This window comes from Luteimonas sp. FCS-9 (assembly GCF_001014645.1).
In the GTDB taxonomy this organism is placed as follows: Bacteria; Pseudomonadota; Gammaproteobacteria; order Xanthomonadales; family Xanthomonadaceae; genus Luteimonas.
The window spans coordinates 292,323-310,319 of record NZ_LASZ01000002.1 but is presented as its reverse complement, the minus strand read 5'-3'; the positions used below and the strand labels follow the sequence as shown (position 1 = coordinate 310,319).

Genomic DNA, 17,997 nt, shown 5'->3' with positions numbered 1-17,997 from the left:
ACGGCAGTCCGGCCTGCTTGCCCAGCGCATGCGCGATCGCGAGCACGTCGGCGAACACACCGGCCGCGGTGACCTCCGGGCCGGCGCCCGGGCCCTGGACCACCAGCGGGTTCTCGGCATAGCGGGCCGTGCGGAACTGCACGAGGTTGTCGGTCAGCCGGGTGTGGCGGCACGGGTGGTCGGCGGGCAGCGCGACGACGCCGACGCTGGCGCGGCCGTCGCCGTGCAGGCGGGCGAGGTGGCGCAGCGCATGGCCGTCGGCGTGCGCGGCATCGAGGCGGGCCTGCATCGGTGCGTCGAGCTCGGGCAGGCGCTCGAGGAAGACCTCCAGCGGCACGTCGCGCAGCGCCTCGGGTACCAGGCTCTCGACCGCGACGTCGTCGAGCGACAGCGTCCGGCCGGCCTCGCGCGCCAGGATCACCAGCTTGCGCGCGACGTCCAGGCCCGACAGGTCGTCGCGCGGATCGGGCTCGGTGTAGCCCAGCGCACGTGCCTCGCGCACCAGCGCGGAGAACGGGCGGCTGCCGTCGTAGCTGTTGAACAGCCAGGCCAGCGTGCCCGAGAGCATGCCGTCGATGCCGTGCAGCGTGTCGCCGGTGTCGAGCAGACCGCGCAGGGTCTGGATCACCGGCAGGCCGGCGCCGACGGTGGCCTCGTACAGAAAGCGGCCGCCGCCTTCGCGCTGCGCGCCGCGGATGGCCGCGTAGCGCGTCCACGGGCCGCTGCCGGCATGCTTGTTCGGTGTGACGACATGGATGCCGGCGGCGAGCCAGGCGGGGTAGTGCGCCGCGACCGCGTCGCTGGCGCTGCAGTCGACGATCAGCGCGTGCGGCAGGTGGCTGGCGCGCACGTGCGCGGCGAACGCATCGAGGTTGCAGGCGGGCGCGTCGGCGTCGAGCGCGGCCGCCGCGTGCGCAGGGTCGAGCGGCGCGTCGTCGAGGCGCATCCGCCGGCTGCTGGCGATCGCGCGCAGCCGCAGGTCGACGCCGGCCCGCGCGCGCAGCGCCGGCACCACGTCGGCCAGCTGCGACAGCAGTGCGCGCCCGACGTTGCCCGGTCCGATCACGCCGACCGAGACCGTCTGCGGCGACAGCCAGAACGCGGCATGCGCGGCGCGCAGCGCGCGGGTCGCGTCGGCCTGGGCGATCGCGACCGAGATGTTGCGTTCGCTCGCGCCCTGGGCGATCGCGCGGATGTTGACGTGCGCCTGGGCGAGACCGGCGAACAGCCGCGCCGCGACGCCCTGGGTCCCGACCATGCCGTCGCCGACCGCCGCCAGCACGCACAGGTCGCGGGTCACCGTCACCGCCTGCGCCCGGCCCTGGTCGATCGCGTCGGCGAACGCCGCGAGGATCGCCTCGCGGCCGCGCTCGACCTGGCCCGCCTGCACCACGCAGCAGATCGAATGTTCGGACGAGCCCTGGGAGATCATCGTCACCGACACGCCGGCCGCGTGCAGCGCCGCGAACATGCGCTCGGCGGTGCCGGGCACGCCGACCAGGCCGTTGCCGACGAGTTCGAGCACGGCCACGTCGCGGACCAGGCTCAGGCCCTTGACCGGGGAGGCGGCCGGGACGGATTCGGGCACGATCGTCGTGCCGGGCGCGGCCGGGTTGCGGCTGTTGCGGATGCGCACCGGGATGCCGCGGGCCTGCACCGGCGCCAGCGTCTGCGGATGCAGCACGCTCGCACCGAAGTAGGCGAGCTCGCAGGCCTCGGCGTACGACATCGCCTGCAGGCAGACGGCGTCGGGGACCAGGCGCGGGTCGGCCGACAGCACGCCATCGACGTCGGTCCAGATGGTCAGCGCGCCGGCATCGAACAGGTTGGCGAAGATCGCCGCCGAGTAGTCGCTGCCGTTGCGTCCGAGCGTGGTGTCGTGTCCGTCGCCGTCACGGGCCACGAAGCCGGTGATCACCACGTCGCGCGCGCCGTGCGCCAGGCGCCAGCGTGCGAGCCGGGCGCGGCTGGCGTCCCAGTCCACGACCGCGCCCATCTCGCCAGGCCGGACCACCAGTACCTCGCGCGCATCCAGGCGCTGCCAGCCCGGGCCGAGCGCCGCCTGGACCAGTCGCGAGGACAGCTGCTCGCCGCAGCCGTGGATGCGCGCCAGACGCGCGTTGTGGCCGTCGGCATCCGCGTTCAGGCCCTGCAGGTCGTGCGCGAGCGTGGCGAACTCGTCCTCGAGCGCTGCGTGCAGCGGGCCGCCGGTCTCGGGCTCGAACACGTCGGCGGTCGCCAGGTGGCGCTGGCGCAGCGCCTCCCAGGCCGGCTTCCAGTCCTCGAGCGCGGGCGCGGCGTCGGCCAGCGCGACCAGCGCGTTGGTCGTGCCCGCCATCGCCGACACCACCACGGGCCGTACTCGGGCATCGCCGGGCACCAGTGCCGCGAGCGCGGCGATGTGCGCGGCGTCGGCCAGGCTGCTGCCGCCGAACTTGTGCACGTGGCAGGCGAGCGCAGGCTGCGCCCCGGTGGCGGGCGCGGCGGGCGCGGTGGGGACGGCTGGGGCGAGTGGCGCGACGGCGGACGACATGGGAGCTCCTCGAAGGGGCTCCGCATCCGGTCGGGGCGGGACGTGGCGTCCGCATCCCGGGTCGGGATGCGGAGCGGGCGGTCAGGTCAACTGGCGGCGCGCGTCCACATCCCGGTCCCGGTGGTACCGGTGCCGGTAATGCCGACGATCGTCGTGATGCCCGACGCCGCGCATGCGCCCACGACCGCGCGGGGGGCGGTCGTCGGGGCGGTGCGGGCGTTGGTGCGATGCATCATGGCCGCAGGACACCACGCCGCCGCGCGCGCTGTCAACGGTTTTCGGCGAAACGATCGCGATGCCGGAAAACCCGCCGTGCGCCGAGCGCAATTCGAATCCGGGCGGTGCGCCGCTGTTGCGGCGCCCCTTGGGAGCCCACCGGCTTCGTGGTCTAATCGGCCCCGAAGCGGGGGTACCGGCGCACGCCGGTTGAGACAGTCCCTTCGAACCTGATCCGGCTGATACCGGCGTAGGGAAGCTTCGCAACCGGCTTTCGGACCGGAGGCGCGCGTTCGCGTGCCGGCGTCCGTCGGCCGGACGCGCCGCCGCTTCGTCCCCGCATCGCGAATCCCTCGCGAGCGCCGTGCCTCTGGGTGCGGATCCAACAGGACGAATGCCATGAACGCCCAGCCCGCCAGCCTGCTGCAGCAGGCCCAGCACCTCTCCGACTCGGTGACCCGGCCCATTCCCGGTTCGCGCAAGATCCACGTCCAGGGCTCGCGCCCCGACCTGCGCGTGGCGATGCGCGAGATCGCGCTGACCCGCACGCCCACGCTGTTCGGCGGCGAGGACAACCCGCCGGTCACCGTCTACGACCCGTCGGGGCCGTACACCGATCCGGACGTGACGATCGACCTGGCCGCGGGCCTGGCGCCGTTGCGCGCGGCGTGGATCGACGAGCGCGGCGACACCGAGGTCCTGCCAGGCCTGTCGTCGAGCTTCGGCCGCGCGCGCGAGCACGATCCCCGGCTCGCCAGTGTGCGCTTCCCGTCCCGCACGCAGCCGCGCGTGGCCAGGGCCGGTGCCAACGTCACCCAGATGCACTACGCGCGCCGCGGCATCGTCACGCCGGAGATGGAGTACGTCGCGATCCGGGAGAACCAGCGCCTGGATCTGGTGCGCGACGCGAGGCTGCGCAGCCAGCACCCCGGCGAGGCCTTCGGCGCGCGCATCCAGTCCTCGATCACGCCCGAATTCGTGCGCGACGAGATCGCACGCGGCCGCGCGATCCTGCCCTGCAACATCAACCATCCCGAGAGCGAGCCGATGATCATCGGCCGCAACTTCCTGACCAAGATCAACGCCAACATCGGCAACAGCGCGGTGTCGTCGGGCATCGCCGAGGAGGTCGAGAAGCTCGTCTGGTCGATCCGCTGGGGCGGCGACACGGTCATGGACCTGTCGACCGGCAAGCACATCCACGAGACGCGCGAATGGATCGTGCGCAACTCGCCGGTGCCGATCGGCACGGTGCCGATCTACCAGGCGCTGGAGAAGGTCGACGGCCGCGCCGAGGAACTGACCTGGGAGATCTTCCGCGACACCCTGATCGAACAGGCCGAGCAGGGCGTCGACTACTTCACGATCCACGCCGGCGTGCTGCTGCGCTACGTGCCGCTGACCGCCGGGCGGGTGACCGGCATCGTCTCGCGTGGCGGCTCGATCATGGCCAAGTGGTGCCTGGCGCACCATCGCGAGAGCTTCCTGTACGAGCACTTCGAGGACATCTGCGAGATCATGAAGGCCTACGACGTGGCGTTCTCGCTCGGCGACGGGCTGCGTCCGGGCTGCATCGCCGACGCCAACGACGCCGCGCAGTTCGGCGAGCTCGAGACGCTCGGCGAGCTGACGAAGATCGCATGGAAGCACGACGTGCAGACGATGATCGAGGGCCCCGGCCACGTGCCGATGCAATTGATCAAGGAGAACATGGACAAGCAGCTGCGCGAGTGCGGCGAGGCGCCGTTCTACACGCTCGGGCCGTTGACCACCGACATCGCGCCGGGCTACGACCACATCACCTCCGCGATCGGCGCGGCGATGATCGGCTGGTACGGCACGGCGATGCTCTGCTACGTCACGCCCAAGGAGCACCTGGGGCTGCCCAACCGCGACGACGTGCGCGACGGGATCATGGCCTACAAGATCGCCGCCCACGCGGCCGACCTCGCCAAGGGCCACCCGGGCGCGCAGGTGCGCGACAACGCGCTGAGCAAGGCGCGGTTCGAGTTCCGCTGGCAGGACCAGTTCCACCTCGGCCTCGACCCGGAGAAGGCGGAGGCCTTCCACGACGAGACCCTGCCCAAGGACGCCCACAAGGCCGCGCACTTCTGCTCGATGTGCGGGCCGCATTTCTGCTCGATGAAGATCACCCAGGACGTGCGCGACTACGCCGCCGAGCATGGCGTGGCGGCCGAGCAGGCACTGGCCGCGGGCATGGCCGAGAAGTCGGCGCAGTTCCGCGCCCAGGGCGGCGAGGTCTACCGGCCGGAATGATCCGCAGGCGGCGGCCGGATGAACCGTTCGTCCGGCCGTCGCGTCCGCTCCACGTCGCGCCGCGTATGTTCAGGACCGGTATCGGGACGTGCCGTCACGATCCGGCGATCCACAGGGAGATCCGAAGATGAAGACCTCGACGTCCCGCGTCGCCGCCTGGCTCGTGGCGCTGTGCGGCCTCGCGCTGCTCGCCGGTTGCGCGACCGGCCCCCGCATCACCACCGAGGCCGACCCGCGCGCGGATTTCTCGGCCTACCGCACCTGGTCGTTCTATTCGCCGCTGGCGATCGAGAAGGACGGCTACGAGACCCAGACCAGCGAAGTCACCAAGGCGGCCGTCCGCGCCGAGATGGAGCGCCGCGGCTACCGCTACAGCGAGACCAACCCGGACCTGTGGGTCAACATCAACGCCTACATGGAACGCCGCACCGACGTCAGCAGCTACCCGACGGTCGACTATGCCTACTATTACAGCTACCGCCATCGCGGCTACTTCGCGGTGCCGTACTGGAACGAGCGCACCAGTGTCTACCGCTACACCGAGGGCACGATGAACGTGGATCTCGTCGATGCCCGCCAGAAGCGGCTGGTGTGGGAGGGCATCGCGGTCGGCCGGGTCGCCAACCTCAAGCCGGAGCAGCGCGAAGCGCGGATTTACTCGACGATCGCGGAGATCTTCGCGAACTATCCGCATCAGGCGGGCGCACGCGGGCAGGCGCTGTAAGCGCGATTCATCCCGTTGCCGGAAAGCGGGCCTCAGGGCCCGCTTTTTTGTGGCTGTGTAGGAGCGCGCTTGCGCGCGAAGAACCGTTGCCGGTCGAGCGACATCGCGCGCGAGCGCGCTCCTACACGGCGGATCAGTCGGCGCTGCGGCCTTCGCCCAAGTCCTGCGCCAGCCGCTGCAGCCAGCCGCGCCACGTGGCGCCGTCGCGTGTGGGGTCGTATTCGCAGCCCAGCGCCGTGATGCGCGCGCCCAGTGCGGCTTCGTCGAGCTGCTCGCCCAGCAGCGCCTCGGCTTCCGCGCGGGCGTGGGACACCTGGTCCGGATTCTCGCTGTCGCGGTAGTAGGCGACCACAGCCTCGGGCGCGTCATGCTCGGCCGCCCAGTCCTGGTGGAAATAGCCCGCGAAGAAGTTCTCCAGTGTCGGATATGCGCGCATCAGGATTGCTGCCTCAGGGCTTGTTGGGATAGCCGGTGACGATTCTATAGCCGATGTCGAGCTGGCTGGAACGCTCGAGGACCAGGCGGACGGAGAACACGTCGACTGCGGCGGTGTCGCCGCGACTGACCGAGATGCCGGTCGTGGCGTCGAACGTGGTGTCGACGACCAGGCGGTTGCCGCCCGCGCCATCGACCCAGGCATCGATCCGCGCCTGGTGGTCGGCGATCGTCGCCGAGACGAAATGCTCGGCCTCGGGCAGGTCGCGGAAGCTGGACGCAGCGCTGATGTTCTCGCGGCTCACGCGGTCGAGCAGCCATTGCTCGCTCTTGCCGACATGGCGCTCGATCAGATGCCCGCCGACATCCTCGTGGGCCTCCAGCCCGCCGCCGGGCACCTCGCCGGCGCCATCGGGGCCGTCCACGCCGGCGAGGTGGTCGTCGATCCGCGCCACGGTGGCCTCGACCGCGTCGCGCTCCACCCGGGACAGGGTCGCGTCCGGCAGCGCCGCCAGGGCGTCGCGGATGTCGCCGAGCAGCGGCCTGAGTTCGTCGGCGAAGACCGGGCTGCGTTCGGAGAGCTGGACCGCATCCTCGGTCTCGGCGAGGAAGGCCTCCAGTCCGCCGCGTTCGACCAGCGCCGCGAGGTGCGCATCGAGCGCATCGCGCGAGGTCGCGGCCAGTGCGAGCGGCTGCGCGGCCGGTGCGTCGGCAGCGAAGGCGGGGCGGTCGGGCCCCGCGCGATCGATGCAGCCCAGGGAAACGTCCATCGTCCACGTCCGGGTCGTTCGGGAAGCGGCAGGGTAGGACGCCACAACGGGCGAAACATCTGGGAGCGACCCTAGGCGCCGGGCCTGCCGCCGTCGCTCATCGTGCAGGGCTGCTTTGCCGGATCTGGCGCCGGATCGTGCCGGGTTCAGCTGTCGTTGGCTAATCTCACCGACCTTGCAGGTCGCGTCAGAAGTATTGGAAGCAGCATGACCGGTTCATCCCACCCAGAGGAAGCCGCTCTACCGCAGCGTCTCCTCGTGGGGGCCGGCACGGTGGACTTCGCGACCCGCGAGATCGAGATGCCCGGCGGGCGACGCGCCATACGCGTGACGCCCAAGGCGGCCGCGGTGCTCCGGGCGCTGGCCCGTACCCCCGGTGCAGTCCTGTCACGCAACGACCTGCTGGCCGAGGCCTGGCCGGACACGCTTCCGACGGACGACGTGCTGACCCAGGCGGTCACCCAGTTGCGCAAGGCCTTCGGCAGCGGCAGCGCCGGCGCTGCCGAGGGACGACGCTACATCGAGACGATCGCCAAGGGCGGCTACCGCCTGACGGTGCCGGTGACGGTCCCGGGCGATGCCGTCTCGACAGCGGCCGCGCCAGCGGATGTCTCCACGACTGCAGAGGGCGAGCCCACGCGTGACGGCTCCGACACGCCTGCGCCCACACGGCCAGCGGGCACGACGCCCGCGCCGGCACCCGCGCCTCCGGGGCGCTGGACGCAGGCGTGGTGGGCGGGTGCGGTCCTCGCCGTGGTGGCGATCTGCGTCGTGAGCGCGGTCCTGCTGGCCTCGCGCGACCCCGGTCCGCGGCTTGCCGCGACGGACGACGTCTCGGCGCTGGCGCCGGGCAAGCCCTACCGGCTGGTCACGTCCGCTGCCGGATTCGAGCTGTCGCCGAGCCTGTCGCCGGATGCCGGCATGGTCGCCTATTCGGCCAGCATGCTGCCCGACGGCACCCCGCTGCCGGGCGCGTCCATCCTGGTGCAGGCGACCTCGGGCGCCGCCCCCCGCGCGGTGTCGCGCCCGCGGGCCGGCGAGCGCGACGACCTGCCGGCCTGGTCGCCCGACGGCCGGGATATCGCGTTCGCGCGCTGGGACGCGGCCGGCGGCTGCCGGATCCTGCTCGTGTCCGCCACCGCTGTGGGCGGCGAGCGGGAGATCGCGCGCTGCGACGGCAGCGAACTGCTGAGCTTCGACTGGCTTCCCGATGGCAGCGGACTGCTCTTCGGCACTATGACCGGCAGTCGGGACGGCGCGGGTCTGCGGATCCTCGACCTGGATCCGGCGGCAGGTGGCTGGCGTCCCCTCCGTTATTCCGCGACCCCGGGCGATCTCGACTATCTGCCGAAGGTCTCGCCCGATGGCAGATGGATCGCCTTCATCCGCAACCCGCAGCTGGGCGATCTGTGGCGCATTCCCATCGACGGCGGCGAGGCCGAGCAGCTGACCCGGCTGGGAACCGAGCTGCGCGGGCTGAGCTGGACGCGCGACGGGTACGCGCTGGTCTACGGTCGCCGGATCGACAGCGAGACGCGCCTGCACCGGCTGGACCTGCGGACGGGTGCGACCTCGGACCTGGGGGTCGAGGATGCGCAGATGCCGGTGATCGCGCGCGACGCGGACATGGTCGCGTTCGTGCACCGCCAGCCGCAGTTCGGGATCCAGCGGATCGATGCCGAGACCGGCCGGAGGCGACCGCTGTTCGCGTCCTCGGGGCGCGACACCCAACCCGTCGCTGCGCCGGATGGCCGGCAACTCGTCTTCACGTCCGATCGCACCGGCAGCTTCGAATTGTGGTGGGTCGATCTCGCGCGTCCCGGGTCGCTGCGGCCGATCGCCGGCGTGCGGCCGGACACGCGGCAACCGCCGGTGTGGTCGGCGGACAGCCGCCGCCTGCTGCTGTCGGCGCTGGATGCGCAGGGACGCCCCGGGGTCGTCGAGATCGGGCCGGCGTCCGGCCGGGTCACGCCGCTGCCGGTGCCCGCGGCGCGCCCGGTCCAGGCGGTCTACGGGGCGGGCGGCGGGCTGCTCGTGATCGAGGAGGAGCGCGAGGGCCGGACGGTGCTCGTCGCCTACGATCGCGACTGGCGGGTCCGGGGCCGAATGGAGGGCGTCTCGCATGTCCGATTCGATCCGCGGCACGCGCGGGTCCTCTACACCCGGCTCGACGGCAACGGTCTGTGGAGTGCGCCCGCCGATCTCGCGCTGTCCCGTACCCGCCAGCTCAGCGCGGATGTGCCGTCGCGCTGGCGCTATCGCAGCTGGGCGCTGACCACCGAGGGTCGCCTGTCGTACCTGGACAGCGACGCCGGCTGCCGGACCCGGATGACCCTGTTCGATCTCGGAGACGAGGGGCTGCGGCCCGCGCACAGCGATTGTCTCGACGCGTCCCACCGGAGCGCCGTGAACGGGTTCAGCAGCCTGCGCGACGACTGGCTGGTGGCAGTCGCAGTCGACGATGGCACCGACATCGGGCTCATGCCCGTGCCCAGCGACAGCGACGCGCCGACCAGCCTGATCGCCAAGTGGTTGATTTCCATGAAAAGAAAGTCGTCGTGACGGTTTCGGAAGAATTTCGGGGCGAATTCGGCAAACCCTAGGCGCCGCTTCGGGCAGGTCGTGGGCGCGGGTGGCACAAAGAGGCCCCTTCATCACCGGGTGTCTCGCGATGTCAGCCGCACTCTGGGCCCAGCGTGGCCATCTGCTCCAGTTCGACACTTTGTCCACATCGGCGCAATGCGTGGGTGCTTCGCGCCTGGGGGTCGTGCAGGTGACCGCTCCCGCCTTCAGCATCTGGATCCAGGTCCGTGGCGACGGCTGGATCGAGTCGCGCGAGGGACGGTTCCGCATGCGGCGCGGCGACTGGATGGCGTTCGAGAAGGAATCCGCGCCGTTGATCCAGACCGGGCCGAAAGGCATCTGCATCGGTCTCGCGCTCGATGCCCGGGCGCTGGACGAACTGCAGGCGCTCGACGACGGCGGCCTGTACGCAGGCCGCGGGCGGATCCCGCCGCGCGACGTTCGCGCGTTGCTGCGACTCTGGCGGGAGGCACAGCGAGGGAGTGGAGACGGACTGAGCGTCCGGCCCCTGCTGCTGCAACTGGCGATCATGCAGCGCGACCTGGCGGCCCGGGCACGCCGGTGCCCCGGCCGTTCGCGGAACCGCAAGCGCCAAGTGTTCGGCCGCATGCAGCGCGCCAGGCTCTATCTGGAAGGCCACAGCGACCGTGTGGTGCGCATCAGCGAGCTGGCCGACCTGACGAGCTTCTCCAGCTGGTACTTCTCCAAAGCGTTCCACGCCCTGTACGACGAGAGCCCGCAGGCGCTGTCGGTGCGCCTGCGACTCGAGCGCGCCGGTCATCTGCTGCGCACGACCCCGATGATGGTCGGCGAGGTCGCCGCCGCGACGGGATTCGACAACTGCTGCAGCTTCGCGCGGGCGTTCAAGGCGCACCATGGCACCTCGGCGAGTCGGTTCCGGGCCGCAGCCGGGCGTCAGGCGGGTATCGATGGCGCGACCGAGGAGCTTTACGCGAGTGCATGACATGTCGCTGTGACAGTGGTCGCATCATAACGGCGCATTCATCGAATAAGACAGATTCGGCAAAGCCTTAAGACCTGCAGTGCAAGGCGTGAATCCAGTGTGCAGACGTAACGTGCGATGGGCGTCTTAACGCGTCAGTAACGCAACCACTCTGGAGAGAGAATTTGATGAACCTTCGCACCCCCGCGATTCGCAAGGGCCTGCTGCCCGCGGCGATCGTGTTCGCGCTCGCGCCCGTCGCTGCCAGCGCGCAGGACCAGACGCAGGGCACCACCGAGCTCGACCGCATCCAGGTCACCGGTTCGCGTATCAAGCAGGCCGATATCGAGACCTCGCAGCCGGTCCTCACGATGACCCGTGCCGAGATCGAAAAGCAGGGCTGGACCTCCGTCGCGGACGTCCTGCAGCGCGTGTCGGCCAATGGCGCCGCGCTCAACCGCACGTTCAACAATGGCGGTGACGGCTCGGCCGGCATCAGCCTGCGCAACCTCGGTGAGGCGCGCACCCTGGTGCTCGTCAACGGCCGCCGCTGGACCTCGGGTCTGGGTGGCAGCGTCGACCTCAACACGATCCCGTCGGCGATCATCGAGCGCATCGACGTGCTGAAGGACGGCGCGTCCACGATCTATGGTTCCGATGCCATCGCCGGCGTCGTCAACATCATCACGCGCACCGACTTCGAAGGTGTCGAGGCGAGCGCGTACTACGGCCAGTTCGGCCAGGGCGACGGCGCCCGCGAAGCCTGGGACGCCACCATCGGCACGTCCAGCGACCGCGGTTCTCTGCTGATCGGCGCTTCGTATGTGAAGGAAGACGCGATCATGGCGGGCGACCGCCCGATCTCCGCCGGCGGTCCGCCCCACTTCGGCGGGCAGAGCGGTACCGGTTACCCGGGCTCGTTCGTCGATCCTGCGGACGATGTGCGTTATGTCATCGTCAATGGTGAGCGCGTGCCCTACGACGGCGTGACGCACGGCTACAACTCGTCGCCGGACAACTTCCTGCTGACGCCGTCGGAGCGCAAGTCGTTCTTTGCCCAGGGCACCTACTCGCTGACCGATACGGTCTCGGTGCGCACGGAAATGCTCTATAACGGGCGCATTTCCGAGCAGTTGCTGGCTGCCATGCCGGTGACCGGCCTGACGCTCGACGCCGACAGCCTGTACAACCCCTACGACCGCGACCTGATCTCGGTCAACCGCCGCTTCGGCGAGACCGGCGGTCGTTCGTTCAACCAGAACGTCAAGAACTTCCACTTCTACGGCGGCCTGGAAGGCTACTTCGAGGTCGGCGAGCGGACGTTCGACTGGGACGTCGGTTACCGCTACGACAAGACCGACAGCAACGACCTGACCTACGGCCTGTTCAACCTCGCCAATCTCGAGAATGCGTACGGTCCGTCCGAACTGCGCGACGGCGTGCCGGTCTGTGTGAGCGCGCCCGGCGGCGACATCATCGCCGGCTGCGTGCCGGTCAACCCGCTCGGGCCTCTGGGCTCGATCAGCCAGGAGGCGCTCGACTACACCTCGTTCACCGCGCACGATTCGACCCTGGTCGAGTCGAAGGGCATCACGGTCAACCTCAGTGGTTCGATCGTGGAGCTGCCCGCCGGTTCGCTCGGTTTTGCCGCCGGTTACGAGCGCCGTAAGGAGTACGGCCAGTTCGATCCCGACGCGTTCATCGCCGCCGGCCTGAGCACCGGCAACGGTACGTTGCCGACCCGCGGTGGCTACGACCTGGACGAGGTCTATCTCGAACTGTCGATCCCGGTGCTGGCGGATCTGCCGGGTGCCGAACTGCTCGACTTCAGCGTCGCCAGCCGTTACTCGGACTACAGCAACTTCGGCGACACCACCAACAACAAGGTGGGTTTCCGCTGGAAGCCGTTCTCCGACCTGCTGATCCGCGGTAACTACGCCGAGGGCTTCCGCGCGCCGAGCATCAACAACCTGTACGCGGGTGACTCGGATTCCTACGAGTCCTACGCGGACCCGTGCTCGACGCACTCCCCGCTGAACGCCAACCCGACCGTGCGGGAGCGTTGCGCGGCCGCCGGTGTGCCGGCAGGCTTCGAGCAGCCCGGCGATGGCGCCCTGCGTCAGACGAATGAGCCGTTCACCTGGCAGGCGAATGCCGACCTGCAGCCCGAGGAAGCGAAGAACAAGACCCTGGGCTTCGTGTACAGCCCGAGCTGGGCGCAGGGCCTGAACGTCTCGCTCGACTGGTGGAAGATCAAGATCGACAACGCGATCACCCGTCCCGAGGCGAACTTCATCCTCGAGAAGTGCTACGCGGGCAACGCGACCGAGCAGTCGATCTACTGCGGCCTGATCACGCGCGATCCGACGTACCCGGGCGCCCCGAACATGGTCACCAACATCGACATGCCGCTGCTCAACCTCTCGTCCTACGAGGTGGAAGGCTACGACCTGTCGGTCAAGTACCGTTTCCCGGAGACCAGCTACGGCCAGTTTGCGTTGTCGTGGGACAGCACCTACCTCTCCAACTGGGAGCGTCGCGCGACGGTGGATTCCGAGTCCGAGAGCCTGCAGGGCCAGTACCTGCAGCAGGATCCCTACTGGCGCATCCGTTCGAACGCTTCGCTCGACTGGGCGATCGGCGATGTGGGCGTCACCTGGACCGCGCGCTACATGTCGGGCCTGGAAGAAGCCTGCGCGTATAGCGTGGGCGAGGGTGCCGAGGAGTACTGCTCGGATCCGGGCCGCCGCATTGCGTCCGGTTCAGCGCCGCGCAACCACCTCGCCTCGACCACGTACCACGATCTGCAGGTACGCTGGAATGCACCGTGGAATGCGACGATCTCGGTGGGTGCGAACAACCTGTTCGAGAAGGATCCGCCGCTCGCGCTGCTGGCCCCGTACAACCAGTTCGACCCGCAGTACGACGTGCCTGGACGTTTCACCTACATCCAGTACCGTCAGCGCTTCTGATCGACGCTGGTAGAGGAACGGCCCCTTCGGGGGCCGTTTTTTTTTGAACCTTCCGCAAGATGCGATCCCGCATGGGCACGTCGCGACGCTGCGACGGCGCGCAGGGAGCACCGCCCACACAAGGTAAGGGCACGCGTGTTGCCGTTCACCGCATGTCAGATCGTCGGTGCCGTTGCGCCGCGCAGGGTCGGGCAGCGCCGTAGAGGCCGTCAGCCGGCCAGCCGCTCCATCAACCGCGCCGCCTGCGCCCGCCAGCCGTCGAGCTGCGCGTGGACGCCGGTCCGTGCCAGGTAGTCCTCCCGCACCGGCAGGTCGGCGACGAGCGAGGTCGCGACGTGGACTGCGCCGGCGATCCAGAAGCTGCGCGTGCCGGCGCGGGCGGGGTCGCGCTGGAACGCCACCGCCTCGATGATCGGCATCGGCAGGCCCCACAGGCCGAGCAGGTAGGCGCCGGCTTCCATGTGGCCGGGTGCGTCGGCATCGCGCGTGTCGTCGGGTGCCGTGGCGCCCGGGCGGGCGTCGCGCACGCCCGGCAGCAGCAGGCCGATGTCGGCGAGCAGGGCGGCGGTCGCACCGAGCTCGGCGCTGGATTCGGGCAGCATGCGCCGCGCGAGTTGCGAGGCGAGCAGTGCGCGCTGCTGCAGCGCGTGCCGGTCGATGTCGTGGCCGCCGGGCTGCGCGAAGACCTCGCTGGCGAGCACGAGGTCGCGCATCGTCGACAGGCCCAGGCGGGTCACCGCGGTGCGCAGGTCGGTGATCGTCCTGCCGGCCGAGAAGTACGCCGAATTGCACAGCTGCAGGACCTTGGCGGCGATCGCCGGGTCGCTGCCGATCAAGCGGGCGATATCGGCCGTGCCGGTGTCCTCGTCCGCCTCGAGCGCGTGCATCAGGGCCAGGTAGGTCTGGGGCGGCGGCGGTAGCTGCTCGATGCGACCGATGCAGGTGCGCAGGGCCGGGTCGTCGAGCAGTTCGCGCAGCTCCTCGAGGCTGCCGATCGCCTCGAGCAGTTGCGCCTCGCCGACCGGTACGGGCAGGAAGCGGTGTGCGAGCGACAGCACGCGCGCGTGCGGATGCGCGCCGATCAGCGCGATGCGCGAGGTTTCCGGGCGCAGGGTGCGGATCTGCCCGAGCAGCGTCGCGGCCGGCATGTCCGGCAGTGCGGGCGCCACGACGACGACGTCCTGCGGCGATTCGGCAGCCAGCGCGATCGCGGCATTGCCATCCTCGACGTGCTGGACGTGCCAGCGCTCGTCCATGTCGCCGACGAGCGCGAGCAGGCCGGCAGGCAGCCCGTCCCCGTCCCCTACGAACAGAATGCGCACCTGTGCAACTCCCCCTGCGGGACACCGCGCGGGCGCGGCATCGGGCGGACGGATCCGCCATGCGCGGCGCGCTTGGCGCGCCGCTCGGGCCCCGGCGCCATGGGCGCCGGCGGCGGATCAACCGGCCTGCTTGTAGGCCTCGATCGCGTCGACCAGGATCTGCTTGGCCTCGGCCGCGTCGCCCCAGCCCTCGACCTTGACCCACTTGCCCTTCTCGAGATCCTTGTAGTGCTCGAAGAAGTGGCCGATGCGCTCGAGCCAGTGCTTGGACACGTTCTCCAGGTCGTTGACGTGCGCATAGCCGGCGAAGACCTTGTCCACCGGTACGGCGAGGATCTTCTCGTCGCTGCCGGCCTCGTCGCTCATCTTCAGCACGCCGACCGGGCGGCAGCGGATCACCGAGCCGGGCACCAGGGGCAGCGGCAGCACGACCAGCACGTCGGCCGGATCGCCGTCGCCGCAGACGGTCGAGGGCACGTAGCCGTAGTTGCACGGGTAGCGCATCGGCGTGGACAGGATGCGGTCGACGAAGATCGCGCCGCTCTCCTTGTCGACCTCGTACTTGACGGGCTCGGCGTCCTTCGGGATCTCGATGATGACGTTGATTTCGTGCGGCGGGTTCTTGCCGGTGGAGACGGAATCCAGGCCCATGCTGCTGCGGTTCCAGTGCGGAAAGTGGGCCGTCATTCTACGCGCAAGCCCTGTTGCGGCGCAGCGCGCATCGGCCGGCGGTTTCGACTGAAACGGTTCCGCGCCGGCGCGGCCTCGGGTACGCCCTAGTACGGCGGCGCCATACGCTGGCGTACATATGGTCGCCACTCCTTCTCGCGCAGGCCTGCCATGACCACGTTCGACTCGCTGTCGCCCACGTCCGTCTCCCCATCGAGCGCCCAGGGTTACTGGGACAACCCGCTGGCACCGACCCCGCACCGCCACGACGGGTCGACGACCGAGGTCGAGCACGGCCATCCCGTCGACGGGATGGCCGACGACGGTCCGCAGGTCAGCACGCGCGACCAGCCGCAGCGCGCGGCCAATGGTGCGGTGGAGATCGACGGCACGGCCACCAATCCCGGCGAGAAGACCACCCGCAGCACGCCCGACGGCAAGCCGGTCCAGATCGAGCCGCTGCACAAGGACGACCAGGTGGACATCGCGCGCGAGCGCACCGTCGCCCAGGGCTACGTGAGCCGCGACCAGGTGGTGTTCACCACCGGCAGCGGCAACGACGACGTCGGCGTGAGCCAGCGCGACGACGGGACGCTCGACGTCACCGTCAACGGCGAAAGCTACGAGGTGCGGCTGGGCGAGGGTCAGGAGCTGACGCTGCGCACCGGCGAGGGCAACGACACGATCAAGGTCGCGCCCAACGTCGACGTCAACATCGTCGTCGATGCCGGCCAGGGCGACAACGACGTGCTGGTCGAGGGCAACGGGGACAACCGCATCTCCAGCGGCGACGGCGACGACCAGATCCGGGTGACCGGCGGCGGTCGCAACGACATCCACACCACCGGCGGCACCAACGAGATCCACGGCGGCAGCGGCGTCAACGTGATCTACGGCGGCGACGGCAGCGACACCATCCATGCCGGCACGGGCACCAACTACATCGAGGGCGGGCGCGGCGACGACGTCATCCACGGTGGCGGCGAGTTCGACATCCTCTCCGCCGGCCGCGGCGACGACGTGGTCCACGTCGGCGAGGGCCGCAGCACGGTGTACGCCGGCGACGGCCAGGACACGATCGAGGGCGCGAACGCGCAGACGACGGTCTATTCGGAGGTCTCGGACCTGGTCAACGCCGCGACCGGCGCCAAGCCGACCGTGGTCAACGTCGAGATCGACAACAGCGTCGGCGACCGCGGCATCGCGGTGAAGGGCTCGGAGGCGTTCGTGCAGCGGATGCAATCTGAGCTGGATTTCCTGAGGTCCTCGCCGAACGGCCAGCAGATGCTCGCCGAGTTCGACAAGGCCGCCGAGGCCAAGGGCAACACCGTGACGATCCAGGAGCTGTCGAACGAGGACAACGGCTACGCGCAGACCTTCAGCAACGATGCCGACATCGTCAACGGGCGTCCCGGGGCGGGTGGCGACGTGACCATCAGCTACAACCCGTCCTTCCACATGGACGCGTTCCCGGCGCCGTCGGTGGTGCTCTACCACGAGATGTCGCACGCCTATAACGGCGTCAACGGCACCTTCCTGCCGGGGACCTACCGCGGCGAGGGCCCGGACAGCGGGCAGGTGCCCAATGCCGAACGACAGGCCGTGGGCCTGGAGTCCAGTGCCCAGCCCTACGACTTCGACGGCACCGGCCCGATCACCCACAATCCGATCCACCTGACCGAGAACGGCATCCGCCGCGAGCTCGGCCTGCCGGATCGTCCCAGCTACGCGCTCTGATCGATCACGCCGCGATGCACCGCGGTGATCCGGGCTCGGAAGGCGGCGCATGCGCCGCCTTCCTCGTGCTGGGACGCGCGCCGGGATGCGGTTGAGGCCACGCGCGCCGTGCGCGCCGCGCTCACGGTGCCGGCCGCATGCTGGGCCCCGGTCGCGCGCCTTCCGCAATGCCTGGTCGGCGATGCTTCTGACGGCATCGCTCGCGATGTCTCACCCTTCGGTTTCCCGCGACACGAGGCCCTCCATGACGCCCACCGATACCGCCCGCGCCCATGTCGACGCCGAGGGCGCCGCACTCGACGCCGTGTTCGCCGCGACGGCCCGCGGCACGCTCGAAGTCCGCTACCGGCTGCGCAACACCGGCAACGCTGCGCTCGCCGTATTCGACCGCGGCGACCGCCACGCGGTCCTGACCGGGCGGCAGATGCAAGGCGCGGCGGGCATCCCGTACCTGCGCGACGAAGGCGAGGGCCGGGTCACGCTTTCGCACGTCGCGCAGTCGCTGCCCACGCCGGCGCCGACGGTGCCGCCCACCCCATTGGCGCGCCGCGTCGAGCCGGGCGGCGAACTGGCGGGCGAGTTCGCGTTCTCGCAGTGGCTGGGCGACACGCCGGTCGCGGTGCGCTGGTGTCTGGGCGTCGCCCCGGCCGACGCCGCGCGGCTGCTCTCGCCCGAAGCGGGCGAGGACGGCGAGGTCTGGCGCGCCGATTTCGCGTTCGCCGATGCGCAGCGCCTGCTGTGCACGCCTTGGTTCGACCTGGTGCGGGGCACGTTCCTGCGGGACTGAGCGCGCCTGCCCGCCGCCGACAGAACGGG

The 17,997-nt window shown here is 70.3% G+C and carries 12 protein-coding genes, 1 pseudogene and 1 riboswitch; of the genes and pseudogenes, 7 read left to right on the top strand and 6 right to left on the bottom strand.

Going from position 1 to position 17,997, the window contains the following annotated elements; all coding sequences use genetic code 11:
* Positions 1–31: 31 nt before the first annotated feature.
* Together thrA and WQ56_RS18415 are read right to left on the bottom strand one after the other, a co-directional pair.
* Positions 32–2,533 (bottom strand): annotated as a pseudogene (gene thrA, locus WQ56_RS03000) (bifunctional aspartate kinase/homoserine dehydrogenase I); the annotation flags it as partial.
* A gap of 86 nt (positions 2,534–2,619) precedes the next feature.
* On the bottom strand, positions 2,620–2,769 hold the full coding sequence (locus WQ56_RS18415; RefSeq protein WP_156170226.1) for a hypothetical protein: 150 nt from the start codon (positions 2,767–2,769) through the stop codon (positions 2,620–2,622).
* 159 nt (positions 2,770–2,928) lie between these two features.
* Positions 2,929–3,024: riboswitch (TPP riboswitch) on the top strand.
* Positions 3,025–3,148: 124 nt separating this feature from the next.
* Here WQ56_RS18415 and thiC point away from each other — a divergent pair.
* Positions 3,149–5,026 (top strand): phosphomethylpyrimidine synthase ThiC, encoded by a 1,878-nt coding sequence (gene thiC, locus WQ56_RS02995; protein WP_047135570.1) that lies wholly within the window; start codon positions 3,149–3,151, stop codon positions 5,024–5,026.
* A 127-nt stretch (positions 5,027–5,153) separates the two neighbouring features.
* On the top strand, positions 5,154–5,750 hold the full coding sequence (locus tag WQ56_RS02990) for a DUF4136 domain-containing protein (RefSeq protein WP_047135569.1): 597 nt from the start codon (positions 5,154–5,156) through the stop codon (positions 5,748–5,750).
* Between the two features lie 133 nt (positions 5,751–5,883).
* Here WQ56_RS02990 and WQ56_RS02985 read toward each other — a convergent pair whose 3' ends face one another.
* Positions 5,884–6,186: a contact-dependent growth inhibition system immunity protein gene (locus tag WQ56_RS02985; protein WP_052772791.1), complete on the bottom strand. Its 303-nt coding sequence runs from the start codon at positions 6,184–6,186 to the stop codon at positions 5,884–5,886.
* A 13-nt stretch (positions 6,187–6,199) separates the two neighbouring features.
* Entirely contained in the window at positions 6,200–6,955 is a 756-nt protein-coding gene (locus WQ56_RS17555) for an RNase A-like domain-containing protein (protein ID WP_052772790.1), read from the bottom strand.
* Positions 6,956–7,162: 207 nt separating this feature from the next.
* On the opposite strand from WQ56_RS17555, the gene WQ56_RS02975 reads away from it, so the two are divergent.
* From WQ56_RS02975 to WQ56_RS02965, 3 genes are all read left to right on the top strand, one after another.
* On the top strand, positions 7,163–9,517 hold the full coding sequence (locus tag WQ56_RS02975) for a winged helix-turn-helix domain-containing protein (RefSeq protein WP_047135568.1): 2,355 nt from the start codon (positions 7,163–7,165) through the stop codon (positions 9,515–9,517).
* A gap of 109 nt (positions 9,518–9,626) precedes the next feature.
* Positions 9,627–10,502, top strand: a complete 876-nt coding sequence (locus WQ56_RS02970; protein WP_047135567.1) for an AraC family transcriptional regulator — start codon at positions 9,627–9,629, stop codon at positions 10,500–10,502.
* Positions 10,503–10,669: 167 nt separating this feature from the next.
* Positions 10,670–13,453, top strand: coding sequence for a TonB-dependent receptor (locus tag WQ56_RS02965; protein ID WP_047135566.1), 2,784 nt, complete (start codon positions 10,670–10,672; stop codon positions 13,451–13,453).
* Positions 13,454–13,662: 209 nt separating this feature from the next.
* On the opposite strand, the gene WQ56_RS02960 is transcribed toward WQ56_RS02965, so the two are convergent.
* Both WQ56_RS02960 and ppa read right to left on the bottom strand, forming a co-directional pair.
* The gene (locus tag WQ56_RS02960; RefSeq protein WP_047135565.1) at positions 13,663–14,775 is read right to left on the bottom strand and encodes an HDOD domain-containing protein; all 1,113 of its coding nucleotides are present in this window, start codon (positions 14,773–14,775) and stop codon (positions 13,663–13,665) included.
* A gap of 117 nt (positions 14,776–14,892) precedes the next feature.
* Positions 14,893–15,426: an inorganic diphosphatase gene (ppa, locus tag WQ56_RS02955; protein ID WP_047135655.1), complete on the bottom strand. Its 534-nt coding sequence runs from the start codon at positions 15,424–15,426 to the stop codon at positions 14,893–14,895.
* Positions 15,427–15,615: 189 nt separating this feature from the next.
* On the opposite strand from ppa, the gene WQ56_RS02950 reads away from it, so the two are divergent.
* A complete protein-coding gene (locus WQ56_RS02950) occupies positions 15,616–17,181 on the top strand; it encodes a M91 family zinc metallopeptidase (protein ID WP_047135564.1) in 1,566 nt (521 codons plus the stop codon).
* A gap of 244 nt (positions 17,182–17,425) precedes the next feature.
* Positions 17,426–17,968: a hypothetical protein gene (locus tag WQ56_RS02945; protein WP_047135563.1), complete on the top strand. Its 543-nt coding sequence runs from the start codon at positions 17,426–17,428 to the stop codon at positions 17,966–17,968.
* Positions 17,969–17,997 lie beyond the last annotated feature (29 nt).

Bases quoted from the DNA above. Each gene is read 5' to 3' on its own strand.
- WQ56_RS18415 (WP_156170226.1), bottom strand. From the start codon at position 2,769: ATGATGCATCGCACCAACGCCCGCACCGCCCCGACGACCGCCCCCCGC.
- thiC (WP_047135570.1), top strand. From the start codon at position 3,149: ATGAACGCCCAGCCCGCCAGCCTGCTGCAGCAGGCCCAGCACCTCTCC.
- WQ56_RS02990 (WP_047135569.1), top strand. From the start codon at position 5,154: ATGAAGACCTCGACGTCCCGCGTCGCCGCCTGGCTCGTGGCGCTGTGC.
- WQ56_RS02985 (WP_052772791.1), bottom strand. From the start codon at position 6,186: ATGCGCGCATATCCGACACTGGAGAACTTCTTCGCGGGCTATTTCCAC.
- WQ56_RS17555 (WP_052772790.1), bottom strand. From the start codon at position 6,955: ATGGACGTTTCCCTGGGCTGCATCGATCGCGCGGGGCCCGACCGCCCC.
- WQ56_RS02975 (WP_047135568.1), top strand. From the start codon at position 7,163: ATGACCGGTTCATCCCACCCAGAGGAAGCCGCTCTACCGCAGCGTCTC.
- WQ56_RS02970 (WP_047135567.1), top strand. From the start codon at position 9,627: ATGTCAGCCGCACTCTGGGCCCAGCGTGGCCATCTGCTCCAGTTCGAC.
- WQ56_RS02965 (WP_047135566.1), top strand. From the start codon at position 10,670: ATGAACCTTCGCACCCCCGCGATTCGCAAGGGCCTGCTGCCCGCGGCG.
- ppa (WP_047135655.1), bottom strand. From the start codon at position 15,426: ATGGGCCTGGATTCCGTCTCCACCGGCAAGAACCCGCCGCACGAAATC.
- WQ56_RS02950 (WP_047135564.1), top strand. From the start codon at position 15,616: ATGACCACGTTCGACTCGCTGTCGCCCACGTCCGTCTCCCCATCGAGC.
- WQ56_RS02945 (WP_047135563.1), top strand. From the start codon at position 17,426: ATGACGCCCACCGATACCGCCCGCGCCCATGTCGACGCCGAGGGCGCC.